11 protein-coding genes are annotated in these 12593 nt (G+C 71.7%); 8 read left to right on the top strand and 3 right to left on the bottom strand.

Annotated features, from left to right (window positions below; genetic code table 11):
• Window positions 1-493 (top strand): acyl-CoA carboxylase biotin carboxyl carrier protein subunit (locus ACZ4A5_RS31040; RefSeq protein WP_467591562.1); only part of this gene is annotated, 493 nt, incomplete at its 5' end.
• A 400-nt stretch (window positions 494-893) separates the two neighbouring features.
• Window positions 894-1520 carry a TetR/AcrR family transcriptional regulator gene (locus tag ACZ4A5_RS31035; protein ID WP_467591559.1) on the top strand — a complete coding sequence of 209 codons (627 nt, stop codon included), beginning with the start codon at window positions 894-896 and terminating at the stop codon, window positions 1518-1520.
• Window positions 1521-1532: 12 nt separating this feature from the next.
• On the opposite strand, the gene ACZ4A5_RS31030 is transcribed toward ACZ4A5_RS31035, so the two are convergent.
• Together ACZ4A5_RS31030 and ACZ4A5_RS31025 are read right to left on the bottom strand one after the other, a co-directional pair.
• Entirely contained in the window at window positions 1533-2573 is a 1041-nt protein-coding gene (locus ACZ4A5_RS31030; protein WP_366008603.1) for a DeoR/GlpR family DNA-binding transcription regulator, read from the bottom strand.
• Window positions 2574-2654: 81 nt separating this feature from the next.
• Window positions 2655-4103: an NAD(P)H-quinone dehydrogenase gene (locus ACZ4A5_RS31025; protein ID WP_398875312.1), complete on the bottom strand. Its 1449-nt coding sequence runs from the start codon at window positions 4101-4103 to the stop codon at window positions 2655-2657.
• A gap of 178 nt (window positions 4104-4281) precedes the next feature.
• On the opposite strand from ACZ4A5_RS31025, the gene ACZ4A5_RS31020 reads away from it, so the two are divergent.
• From ACZ4A5_RS31020 to ACZ4A5_RS31010, 3 genes are all read left to right on the top strand, one after another.
• On the top strand, window positions 4282-4719 hold the full coding sequence (locus ACZ4A5_RS31020; protein WP_116213584.1) for a gamma-glutamylcyclotransferase family protein: 438 nt from the start codon (window positions 4282-4284) through the stop codon (window positions 4717-4719).
• Between the two features lie 126 nt (window positions 4720-4845).
• Entirely contained in the window at window positions 4846-5667 is an 822-nt protein-coding gene (locus tag ACZ4A5_RS31015) for a purine-nucleoside phosphorylase (protein ID WP_398875310.1), read from the top strand.
• 499 nt (window positions 5668-6166) lie between these two features.
• A complete protein-coding gene (locus ACZ4A5_RS31010) occupies window positions 6167-7834 on the top strand; it encodes a phospho-sugar mutase (RefSeq protein ID WP_467591554.1) in 1668 nt (555 codons plus the stop codon).
• Between the two features lie 538 nt (window positions 7835-8372).
• Here the strand turns inward: ACZ4A5_RS31010 and ACZ4A5_RS31005 are convergent.
• Window positions 8373-8996, bottom strand: a complete 624-nt coding sequence (locus tag ACZ4A5_RS31005; RefSeq protein WP_467591551.1) for a PH domain-containing protein — start codon at window positions 8994-8996, stop codon at window positions 8373-8375.
• Between the two features lie 123 nt (window positions 8997-9119).
• Here ACZ4A5_RS31005 and deoC point away from each other — a divergent pair, with 123 nt between their 5' ends.
• The 3 genes from deoC to ACZ4A5_RS30990 are packed head-to-tail and all read left to right on the top strand — an operon-like array spanning window position 9120 to window position 12447.
• Window positions 9120-10103, top strand: a complete 984-nt coding sequence (gene deoC / locus ACZ4A5_RS31000; RefSeq protein ID WP_301894354.1) for a deoxyribose-phosphate aldolase — start codon at window positions 9120-9122, stop codon at window positions 10101-10103.
• Window positions 10104-10105: 2 nt separating this feature from the next.
• Window positions 10106-11557: an aldehyde dehydrogenase family protein gene (locus ACZ4A5_RS30995; RefSeq protein ID WP_467591548.1), complete on the top strand. Its 1452-nt coding sequence runs from the start codon at window positions 10106-10108 to the stop codon at window positions 11555-11557.
• Window positions 11557-12447, top strand: a complete 891-nt coding sequence (locus ACZ4A5_RS30990; protein ID WP_467591545.1) for an aldehyde dehydrogenase family protein — start codon at window positions 11557-11559, stop codon at window positions 12445-12447. The genes ACZ4A5_RS30995 and ACZ4A5_RS30990 overlap by 1 nt, the downstream gene beginning before the upstream one ends.
• The last annotated feature ends 146 nt before the right edge of the window (window positions 12448-12593 follow it).

The following is a 12593-nucleotide window of genomic DNA, read 5'->3' as shown; positions in this document are numbered from 1 at the left end:
CGTCGTCACCGACCCCGCCTTCACCACCGACCCCTTCCACGTCCACACCCGCTGGATCGAAACCGAGTTCGTCAACCAGATCCCGCCATTCTCCGGCGCGGCCGGTGAGGACGAGGAGGAGGCCGCGGGCCGCGAGACGGTCGTGGTCGAGGTCGGCGGCAAGCGGCTGGAGGTCTCCCTGCCGTCGTCGCTGGGCATGACCATCGCCCGCACGGCCGCCGCGGGCGGCGCCAAGCCGAAGCGGCGGGCGGCGAAGAAGGGCGGCTCCGCGGCTTCGGGTGACGCTCTCGCGTCCCCCATGCAGGGCACGATCGTCAAGGTCGCGGTCGAGGAGGGCCAGGAGGTCGCCGAGGGCGATCTGATCGTGGTCCTCGAGGCGATGAAGATGGAACAGCCGCTGAACGCGCACCGCGCGGGAACGGTGAAGGGCATCACGGCGGAGGTCGGGGCGTCGGTCTCCTCCGGAGCGGTCATCTGCGAGATCAAGGACTGACCATCGGGTGATCCCGCCGCAGGGCCGATCGGCGCCTGCGGCGGGCTTTTCCCCAGCCCCGACCCTTCCCGGCTGCATCTGATGTGCGGCTCCGCCGCGTGGGGGGGCTGCGCCCCAGACCCCGCAACACGCTTCGCGCGTTGTCCTCAATCGCCGGACGGGCTGGATTTCCAGCCCGTTGGGGGCACCTCCCAGCGGTAGCTGGGGGAGTTTGAGGACGCGGCCGTAGGCCGCTGGGGTCCGAGGTCTCCCCGGTTTCGGGAAGGGGCGGGGTAGGGGAACAAAGCCCGCCGCAGGCGCAGCGGACCCGCACCCGACAACGGCGAGCCCCCACCACCCCCCGCCCCCGCGAAGCGAGTGGCATTGTTGTACGCCGCGGGGACCCCCAAGGGAGGCGGCAATGACCACGGAGACCACACACGCGCCACGCCCCATGCGCGCGGACGCCCGGCGGAACTACGAGCGGCTGCTCGCGGAGGCGCGTACCGCGTTCACCGCGCACGGCACGGACGCCTCGCTCGAGGACATCGCGCGCCGGGCGGGCGTCGGGATCGGGACGCTCTACCGTCACTTCCCCAACCGCACGGCCCTGATGAGCGCCGTCTTCCAGGGCGAGGTCGACGCGCTGCTGGCCCGGTCACGGGAGCTGCTGGCCTCGGCGGAGCCCTGCCGGGCGCTCGTGGAGTGGCTGCGGACCATCGTGGCGCACGCCAGCACCTACCGGGGGCTCTCGCGCGCCCTGATGGCCGCGCAGAGCGACGAGGGGTCCGCGATGTCGCGGTGCAGCCTGCCGATGCGGGAGGCGGGCAGCGAGCTGCTCGCCCGCGCGCAGGGGGCGGGGGCGGTGCGGGCGGACGTCGGCATCGTGGATCTGATGCAGCTGACGAACGCGATCTCCCTGGCCGTCGAGCAGTCGCCGGACGACCCGGAGCTTGCGGACCGGCTGTTGATGCTCACACTCACCGGTCTGAAGGCACCCGCGAGCGCCGGACGGGACGGCGGGAACGACGGCCCGTCCGGCGGCTGAGGAGCGCTCGCGTCAGCGCCGCCGGGGCGCCAGGTCCGCCACCCGCGCCGTCGCCTGGTCGCCCAGGGAGACGGCGCTGCGCAGCTGGGGGCCCGGCGGCCCCCCCTGCGCGGGCCCGGGCGGCTGTCCGGGGCCCATCGGGTGCGTACGCCGCTGTCCCGGCAGGGGGACGTCGCGGCGGCGGCCGGGCGGCGCGGCCTCGCCCCCGCCGGGGACGCCCGTCGGTCCCGAGCCCGACCCCGCGCCGGGCCCCGCGACCGAGATGTGGACGCCCTGGTCGGCGAGCGCCTGGAGCTCCGTGGCGGCCCGTTCGTCGTGCCCCGGGGGCGCGTCCGTCACCAGCCTCGTGATCACATCGGTGGGCACCGTCTGGAACATCGTGTCGGTGCCCAGCTTGGTGTGGTCCGCCAGCACCACCACTTCCGCCGCCGCCTGCACCAGCGCCCGGTCCACGCTCGCGGAGAGCATGTTGGACGTGGACAGGCCGCGCTCGGCGGTCAGCCCGCTGCCGGACAGGAACGCTCTGGACACCCGCAGCCCGTGCAGCGACTGCTCGGCCCCGCTGCCCACCAGGGCGTAGTTGGAGCCGCGCAGCGTGCCGCCGGTCATGACGACCTCGACCCGGTTGGCGTGGGCCAGCGCCTGGGCGACGAGCAGGGAGTTGGTGACCACGGTCAGACCCGGCACGCGCGCGAGCCGGCGGGCCAGCTCCTGCGTGGTCGTGCCGGCGCCGACGACTACCGCTTCGCCCTCTTCGACAAAGCTCGCCGCGAGATCGGCGATGGCCGTCTTCTCCGCGGTCGCTAGATGGGATTTCTGCGGGAAGCCGGATTCCCTGGTGAAACCACCCGGCAACACCGCACCGCCGTGCCGGCGGTCGAGAAGTCCTTCTGCCTCCAATGCCCGCACGTCCCGCCGTACGGTCACTTCGGAGGTCTGGACGACGCGGGCGAGCTCGCGGAGCGAAACCGCTCCGTTGGCGCGCACCATTTCGAGGATCAATTGACGACGTTCTGCAGCGAACACGAAACCGACAGTAACGCCAACGACCATCCGTTTTCAGCAGGTTGCAGAATTTTACGGAAGTTGTCCGCTGCGGAACGTATGGCGTGGTATAGGGAACGCCCGGCTCCGCTAGCTCTCGCGCGGCGCCTTCCTCGCGTGCAGCTGCCGGGCGACCTCGGCGAGGGAGCCGGACAGCGAGGGGTAGACGGTGAACGCGTTGGCGATCTGCTCCACGGTCAGGTTGTTGTCGACCGCGATCGAAATGGGGTGAATCAGCTCGCTCGCGCGCGGTGCGACCACCACTCCGCCGACCACGATGCCCGTGCCGGGACGGCAGAACATCTTCACGAAACCGTCGCGAATTCCCTGCATCTTCGCCCGCGGATTCCGCAGCAGCGGCAGCTTCACCATGCGGGCGTCAATCTTGCCGCTGTCGACATCGGCCTGCGTATAGCCGACGGTCGCAATCTCCGGATCCGTAAATACGTTCGCGGATACAGCCTTGAGATTGAGCGGCGCCACCGCGTCGCCCAGGAAGTGGTACATCGCGATGCGGCCCTGCATCGCCGCCACCGAGGCGAGCGCCAGCACGCCGGTGCAGTCACCGGCCGCGTAGACGCCCGGCGCGCTCGTGCGCGAGACCCGGTCCGTCCAGATGTGGCCGGAGTCCTTGAGCCGGACGCCCGACTCCTCCAGGCCGATCCCGGCCGTGTTGGGGATCGAGCCGACCGCCATCAGGCAGTGCGTGCCGGTGATGACCCGGCCGTCGGCCAGCGTCACCTCGACGCGGTCGCCCACGCGCTTCGCGGACTGCGCCCGGGAGCGGGCCATCACGTTCATCCCGCGCCGCCGGAAGACGTCCTCCAGCACCGCGGCCGCGTCGGGGTCCTCGCCCGGCAGCACGCGGTCGCGCGACGACACCAGCGTGACCTTGGAACCCAGCGCCTGATAGGCGCCCGCGAACTCCGCGCCGGTGACACCGGAACCGACCACGATGAGCTCCTCGGGGAGCTCGTCCAGGTCGTAGACCTGCGTCCAGTTGAGGATCCGCTCGCCGTCCGGGAGGGCGTCCGGGATCTCCCGCGGGTGCGCGCCCGTGGCGATCAGCACGGCGTCCGCGACCAGGGTCTCCTCGGTGCCGTCGGCGGCCCGCACGACGACCTTGCGCGAGCCGTCCGGGGCCTGGTTGGGCTCCAGCCGCCCGCGGCCGCGCAGCACCCGCGCACCCGCCCGGGTGACGGACGCGGTGATGTCGTGCGACTGCGCCAGGGCGAGCCGCTTCACCCGGCGGTTGACCTTGCCCAGGTCCACCCCCACGACCCGGGCGGTCTGCTCCAGGGGCGGCGTGTCGTCGGCGACGATGATCCCCAGCTCCTCGTACGAGGAGTCGAAGGTCGTCATCACCTCTGCCGTCGCAATGAGCGTCTTCGAGGGCACGCAGTCGGTGAGCACCGACGCCCCGCCCAGACCGTCGCAGTCGACGACGGTCACCTCCGCGCCGAGCTGCGCGGCGACGAGCGCCGCCTCATAGCCGCCGGGTCCGCCACCGATGATCACGATCCGAGTCACGTACTCCATTGTCCCGTACCCGTCGAAGCGACTTCTCCCGGGGCCTCCCCCGTCGGATCCGTACGCAAATCCCTACGTACATCCCTACGGACATCCGTGCGAGGACCGGCAGGAGGTTCCGGACGAACCTCCCTTCGAGACTGCCACCCCAAATGCCGTTCCGCCTCACTCCCGTACTCTCGGAGCCATGTCGCTCTACGCCGCGTACGCCGGCAACCTCGACGCGCGGCTGATGTCCCGCCGCGCACCCCACTCGCCCCTGCGCGGCACGGGCTGGCTCGCCGACTGGCGACTGACGTTCGGCGGCGAGCAGCTGGGCTGGGAGGGGGCGCTGGCGACCGTCGTCGAGGCGCCGCGCTCCCAGGTCTTCGTCGCGCTCTACGACATCGCTCCGATGGACGAGGACTCGATGGACCGTTGGGAGGGTGTCGGCCTCGACATCTACCGCCGGATGAGGGTCCGCGTGCACACTCTGGACGGCGAGGAGCCCGCCTGGGTCTACGTCCTCAACGGCTACGAGGGCGGGCTGCCCTCCGCGCGCTACCTCGGCGAGATCGCCGACGCCGCCGAGTCCGCCGGGGCGCCGCACGACTATGTGATGGAGCTCCGCAAGCGGCCCTGCTGACGCCCCTCCGAGGCGTTGCTGATTCTTATGACGAATCCGTCTCGTCATAAGACACAAAGCAACAATCGGAACACCGTCACCAGCGACATCTACGCGCGTAGGCGAATAGCGGCTACCCTCGTCCGCGTGAACGCATCAGTTACTCCGGACATCCAGGTCGACCCGTACGCCGCGGCCGACGCCGCCGCCTCCCGCCTGCGCGAGCTCACGGGCGCCGAGACCCACGACGTCGCCCTGGTCATGGGCTCCGGCTGGGTACCCGCCACCGAAGCTCTCGGCACCCCCGAGATCGAGTTCCCGGTCACCGAGCTCCCCGGCTTCCCGCCGCCCGCCGTCGCCGGCCACGCGGGCACCATCCGCTCGTACAAGGTCAACGACAAGCGCGTCCTGGTCTTCCTGGGCCGCACGCACTTCTACGAGGGCCGCGGTGTCGCCTCCGTCGCGCACGGCGTCCGCACCGCCGTCGCCGCCGGCTGCAAGACCATCGTCCTCACCAACGGCTGCGGCGGCCTCCGCGAGGGCATGCGCCCCGGTCAGCCGGTGCTGATCAGCGACCACATCAACCTCACGGCGACCTCGCCGATCGTCGGCGCGAACTTCGTCGACCTCACCGACCTCTACTCGCCGCGGCTGCGCGCCCTCTGCCAGGAGGTCGACCCGACGCTCGAAGAGGGCGTCTACGTCCAGTTCCCCGGCCCGCACTACGAGACTCCCGCGGAGATCAAGATGATCCGCACCCTCGGTGCGGACCTGGTCGGCATGTCCACCACCCTCGAGGCCATCGCCGCCCGTGAGGCCGGCGCCGAGGTCCTCGGCATCTCCCTGGTCACCAACCTGGCCGCGGGCATGACGGGTGAGCCGCTGAACCACGAAGAGGTGCTCCAGGCCGGGCGCGACTCGGCTACGGCCATGGGTGCGCTGCTGGCTTCGGTGCTCGACCGGCTGTAGTCCGGCTGTCCGGCTGTCCGGCTGTCCGGCTGTGGGCACGTCCTTCGGACGTGTCCTCAAGCGCCGGACGGGCTGGGTTCGTGGCTGGGTCCGGGGGCGGGACCTCCGGGCTGGGAACCTGGAACGCGGTGCGCTGCGGGTCACGCGCATCGAGTGCCCCGAAAACGCACCGCGTTCCAGAACCCCACCCTCCAGCCCCACCCCCTCCCGCCGGAGGGCAACATTCGGTTTCGGGACGCGCCCGTCTTTTCTCTTCAGCCCGTTGGGGGCACCTCTGGGGGCACCCCCGGACGGAGTCTGGGGGAGGTAGCTGGGGGAGTTTGAGGACGCGGCCGCAGGCCGCTCCCGCCGCAGGCGGTAAAGGGACCCGCAGGCGCTACCCGCCACACTCTGTGATTTATGAGCCCTACGTCAGGGCAACGATGCAACACCCGGTGACGGACTCCGCAGAGCGCAGCGGCCCCGTCCCCAGACACTCGACCACTCCGGAGGAGAAACCGTGGAGCGAGACCTCATCGCGCGAGCCAAGTCGTGGCTGGCCGAGGACCCCGACCCCGACACCCGTGACGAGCTCGCCCGGCTCCTCGACGCCGGGGACACCGCCGAGCTGAGCGTCCGCTTCGGCGGCACGCTGCAGTTCGGTACGGCGGGTCTCCGCGGTGAGCTGGGCGCCGGTCCCATGCGTATGAACCGCGCCGTCGTGATCCGCGCGGCCGCCGGTCTCGCCGCGTACCTCAAGAAGCAGGGCCACGTCGGCGGCACCGTCGTCATCGGCTACGACGCCCGGCACAAGAGCGCCGACTTCGCCCTGGACACCGCGGCCGTGATGGTCGGCGCGGGCCTGAAGGCCGCGCTGCTCCCGCGCCCGCTGCCGACCCCCGTGCTCGCCTTCGCGATCCGCCATCTGGGCGCGGTCGCGGGCGTCGAGGTGACCGCCAGCCACAACCCGCCGCGCGACAACGGCTACAAGGTCTACCTCGGCGACGGCTCCCAGATCGTGCCCCCGGCCGACGCGGAGATCGCCGCCGAGATCGCCGCGGTCGCGAGCCTGGACGACGTGCCCCGCCCCTCGGCCGGCTGGGAGACCCTCCGCGACACGATCGTGCAGGCGTACCTGGAGCGTACGGACGCGGTCCTGACCAATGGTTCCGCCCGGGACGTGCGCGTCGTCTACACGCCCATGCACGGCGTCGGCCGCACCGTCCTGACCGCCGCCTTCGAGCGGGCCGGTTTCCCCGCGCCGACGGTCGTCGCCGAGCAGGCCGAGCCCGACCCGGACTTCCCGACCGTCTCCTTCCCGAACCCGGAGGAGCCGGGCGCGATGGACCTGGCGTTCGCGACGGCCCGCGAGGCCCAGCCGGACATCGTCATCGCCAACGACCCCGACGCCGACCGCTGCGCCGTCGCCGTGCCGGACCCCGGGTCCGCCGAGGGCTGGCGCATGCTGCGCGGCGACGAGGTCGGCGCGCTGCTGGCCACGCACCTGGTGCACAAGAAGGCGCAGGGCACGTTCGCGACCACGATCGTCTCCTCGTCCCTTCTCTCCCGCATCGCGGCCGCCGCCCCCGGCGCCGCCTACGAGGAGACCCTCACCGGCTTCAAGTGGCTGGCCCGCGTGGACGGCCTGCGGTACGCCTACGAGGAGGCGCTGGGCTACTGCGTCGACCCCGAGGGCGTACGCGACAAGGACGGCATCACCGCCGCCCTGCTCGTCGCCGAGCTGGCCGCCGAGCTCAAGGAGTCGGGCCGTACGCTCACCGACCTGCTGGACGACCTCGCGGTCGAGCACGGCCTGCACGCCACGGACCAGCTCTCGGTGCGCGTCGAGGACCTCTCCCTGATCTCCGACGCGATGCGCCGCCTGCGCGAGCAGCCGCCCGCCCTGCTGGCCGGCCTCCAGGTGACCTCCGCCGAGGACCTGGCCAAGGGCTCCGAGGCCCTCCCGCCGACGGACGGCCTGCGGTATCACCTCGCCGGTGACGGCTCCGGTACGGTCTCCGGCGCGCGCGTCATCGTCCGCCCCTCGGGCACGGAACCGAAGATCAAGTGCTACCTGGAGGTCGTCGTCCCGGTCGCGTCGGCGATCGCCCTCACGGACGCCCGGGCACGGGCGACGGATGTCCTGACCGCGATCAAGAAGGACCTGTCGCAGGCGGCGGGTATCTGACCACGGACTGCCCGCCGCGGCCGCTCTGCCGCGGCGGGGTTGTTCCCCGTACTCTGCGGCTCCGCCGCGTGGGGGGCGCGTGCCCCAGGTCCCCGGCTGCGGGCCGGTTCGCCGCCTGCGGCGGAAGCGGCCTGCGGCCGCGTCCTCAGACTCCCCCAGCTACCTCCCCCAGACTCCGTCCGGGGGTGCCCCCAGAGGTGCCCCCAACGGGCTGAAGGCGAACCTGAAGCAGACACGTCCCGCATGTGCCCTCCGGTGGGAGGGGGTGGGGCTGGAGGGTGAGGTTCTGGAACGCGGTGCGTTTTCAGGGCACTCAATGCGCCTGACCCGCACCGCACCGCGTTCCAGGTCCTCAGCCCGGAAGTCCCACCCCCGGCACCCACCACAACCAAAGCCCGGCCGGCGCTTGAGGCCGCGCCCGAAGGGCGCTCCCGCCGCAGGCGGCAACAGACCCGCACCGGACAACGGCGACCCCGCAGGCCACCCGAACCGCAAGGCGCAAGCAACCCGCACCAGACAACGGCGAACCCAACCAACCTCAGCCCAAAATCAAAAGCACCACCAGAAACACAACCCCCACCCCCACCGGCCCCAACACCTCATAAGCCCACCGCACCGACACCACGCCCCCAACCCCCGCATGCCGCTCCGCCAACTCCCGGATCTCCCCGACCGCCTGACCCGCCGAAGGCGAAGCGGAAGCCGAAGCAGGGGACGCCGGAGCCGAAGCCGAGGCAAGCGAAAAGACACCACCCCCACCACCCCGCCGCGCCGCCCCCTTCCGCTTGCGCAACGACACCGGAATGGACCAGAGCTGATACTTCGCGCCCCCGGCGAAGAGCTCGCTCGAGTACCCGGCCCGCACATCCTCGACGCACCCCCACGGCACGGTGATCGTCCGGAACGGGTTCCGCACCAGCAGCCGCTTCTCGCCCGCCCACACCGCGGGCCGCAGTGTGAAGGCGACGATCAGCGGTACGGCGCAGAGCAGGACGGCGAGGGCGAACCACGGCGTGCGTCCGGAGCCGCGGAGGACGGCGTCACCGCCCAGCCAGGCGGCGAGGAGGAGCAGCAGCACGCCGCCGGCGATCCCGGCGGGCGAGCGGTAGCACCGGTCGGCGTACGGGGTCTGCGGGGCGGAGGAGTCGTCCGGGCTCGTCATGCGGCGATTGTGCACCACACGTCGCGAGGGGAGGCGGGGGGAGGCGGCGGGAGCGTCGCGAATCGGGATCCACCACAAGGGGGTGACACGCGCTACGCGCGTAGATATGCTCATCTGGTGACCATGCCCACCACAGTTCCCGCACACGGCAACGACGCCGCGGGGCGGCTGAAGGAGCTGGCGGACGTGACCGCCTCCGACAGCACGCTGCGCCGCTTCCTGCACGGCCTCCCGGGCGTCGACGCGGTCGGGCTGGAGGCCCGCGCCGCCTCGCTCGGCACCCGCTCGATCAAGACGACGGCGAAGGCGTACGCCATCGACCTGGCGATCTCGATGATCGACCTGACGACGCTGGAAGGCGCAGACACCCCGGGCAAGGTCCGGGCGCTCGCCGCCAAGGCCGTCCACCCCGACCCGACCGACCGTACGACGCCCACGACCGCCGCGGTCTGCGTCTATCCGGACATGGTGGCGACCGCCAAGGCCGCCCTGAAGGGCACGGACGTCAAGGTCGCGTCCGTCGCCACCGCCTTCCCCGCCGGCCGCGCCGCGCTGCCGGTGAAGCTGGCCGACACCCGGGACGCCATCGCGGCCGGGGCGGACGAGATCGACATGGTGATCGACCGCGGGGCGTTCCTCGCCGGGCGGTACATGGACGTCTTCGAGGAGATCCGCGCCGTCCGGGCGGAGTGCGGCGACAAGGCCCGCCTCAAGGTCATCTTCGAGACCGGCGAGCTGTCGACGTACGACAACATCCGGCGCGCGTCCTGGATCGGGATGCTGGCCGGGGCCGACTTCATCAAGACGTCGACCGGCAAGGTCGCGGTGAACGCGACCCCGGCGAACACCCTGCTGATGCTGGAGGCCGTGCGCGACTTCCGGGCGCAGACGGGCGTCCAGGTCGGCGTGAAGCCGGCCGGTGGCATCCGCACCACCAAGGACGCGATCAAGTTCCTGGTCCTGGTCAACGAGACCGTGGGCGAGGAGTGGCTGGACAACACCTGGTTCCGCTTCGGTGCCTCCAGCCTGCTGAACGACCTGCTGATGCAGCGGCAGAAGCTGAGCACCGGGCGCTACTCCGGTCCCGACTACGTCACGGTGGACTGATCATGTCTTTCACTTACGCACCGGCCCTCGAGTCGCGGGCGGTCGTCGACATCGCCCCGTCCTACGGCCTGTTCATCGACGGTGAGTTCACCGAGGCCACCGGCGGCAAGGTCTTCAAGACGGTCAGCCCCTCCTCCGAGGAGGTGCTGTCCGAGGTCGCGCAGGGTTCCGCGGAGGACGTGGACCGCGCGGTGAAGGCGGCCCGCAAGGCGTTCGAGAAGTGGTCGGCGCTGCCCGGCGCGGAGCGCGCGAAGTACCTCTTCCGCATCGCCCGGATCATCCAGGAGCGCTCGCGCGAGCTGGCCGTCCTGGAGACCCTGGACAACGGCAAGCCGATCAAGGAGACCCGCGACGCGGACCTCCCGCTGGTCGCCGCGCACTTCTTCTACTACGCGGGCTGGGCCGACAAGCTCGACCACGCGGGCTACGGCGCCAACCCCCGCCCGCTGGGCGTCGCGGGCCAGGTCATCCCGTGGAACTTCCCGCTGCTGATGCTGGCGTGGAAGATCGCCCCGGCGCTGGCGACGGGCAACACCGTCGTCCTGAAGCCGGCCGAGACGACCCCGCTGTCGGCGCTGTTCTTCGCGGACATCTGCCGCCAGGCCGGGCTGCCGAAGGGCGTCGTCAACATCGTCACCGGTGACGGCACCACGGGCGCCGCGCTGGTGGCCCACGAGGACGTGAACAAGGTCGCGTTCACCGGCTCCACGGCGGTCGGCAAGGCCATCGCCCGCACGGTCGCCGGGTCGGACAAGAAGCTCACGCTGGAGCTGGGCGGCAAGGGCGCCAACATCGTCTTCGACGACGCCCCCATCGACCAGGCCGTCGAGGGCATCGTCCAGGGCATCTTCTTCAACCAGGGCCAGGTCTGCTGCGCGGGCTCCCGCCTGCTGGTCCAGGAGTCGGTCCAGGACGAGCTGCTGGACGCCCTCAAGCGCCGGCTGTCGACGCTGCGCCTGGGCGACCCGCTGGACAAGAACACCGACATCGGCGCGATCAACTCCGCCGAGCAGCTGGCCCGGATCACCGAGCTGGCCGACAGCGGCGAGGCCGAGGGCGCCGAGCGCTGGGCCCCGGCCTGCGAGCTGCCGTCCGCGGGTTACTGGTTCGCGCCGACGCTGTTCACCAACGTCACCCAGGCCCACCGGATCGCCCGCGAGGAGATCTTCGGCCCGGTGCTCTCGGTGCTCTCCTTCCGCACCCCGGCCGAGGCGGTCGCCAAGGCGAACAACTCGCAGTACGGCCTCTCCGCCGGCATCTGGACGGAGAAGGGCTCGCGGATGCTGGCCGTCGCGAGCAAGCTGCGCGCGGGTGTCGTCTGGGCCAACACGTTCAACAAGTTCGACCCGACCTCGCCGTTCGGCGGCTTCAAGGAGTCGGGCTTCGGCCGCGAGGGCGGCCGTCACGGTCTGGAGGCGTACCTCGCCCCGTCGAACCCGAAGGGTGAGCGCTGATGAGTGCCGTTGATCGCCAGGCTGTCTTCAAGACCTACAAGCTGTTCGTCGGGGGCAAGTTCCCCCGGTCCGAGAGCGGACGGGTGTACGAGGTGACCGACTCCAAGGGCAACTGGCTCGCCAACGCCCCGCAGTCCTCCCGCAAGGACGCCCGGGACGCGGTCGTCGCGGCCCGTAAGGCGTTCGGCGCCTGGTCCGGCGCGACCGCGTACAACCGCGGCCAGGTCCTCTACCGCGTCGCCGAGATGCTGGAGGGCCGCAAGGACCAGTTCGTCCGCGAGGTGGCCGAGGCCGAGGGCCTGTCCAGGGCGAAGGCCGCCGCGGTCGTCGACGCCGCGATCGACCGCTGGGTCTGGTACGCGGGCTGGACCGACAAGATCGGCCAGATCACCGGTGCCGCCAACCCGGTCGCCGGCCCGTACTTCAACGTCTCCGCCACGGAGCCGACCGGCGTCGTCGCCGTGCTCGCCCCGCAGGAGTCGTCGTTCCTCGGCCTGGTCTCGGTGATCGCCCCCGCGATCGCCACCGGCAACACGGTCGTGGTCGTGGCCTCCGAGCGGGCGCCGCTGCCCGCGCTGTCCCTGGGCGAGGTGCTGGCGACGTCCGACGTCCCCGGCGGTGTCGTCAACATCCTGTCGGGCCGTACGGCGGAGATCACGCCGTCGCTGGCCGCGCACCAGGACGTCAACGCGATCGACCTCGCGGGCGCGGACGCCGGCCTCGCGAAGGAGCTGGAGATCGCGGCGGCGGACAACCTCAAGCGCGTGCTCCGTCCACAGGCTGTGGACTGGGCCGCCACGCCGGGCCTCGACCGGATGACGGCGTTCCTGGAGACGCGCACGGTCTGGCACCCGACGGGTTCGCTGGGCGCGGGCGGCTCGTCGTACTGACACCGCACGACCGAAGGGGCGGGGGGGGGGGGGGGGGGGGGGGAGGGCCGCCCCCCCCCCACCACCCCCCCCCCCCCCCCCCCCCCCCCCCGCTAAAGCAGCGAGCTCCCCCTAACCAACCCCCCCCCCCCCCCCGAAAGCAGAGG

This window comes from Streptomyces sp. NPDC025618 (assembly GCF_055558795.1).
Note: the sequence above shows the minus strand (reverse complement) of the source record. Positions and strands in the feature narration are given on the sequence as shown.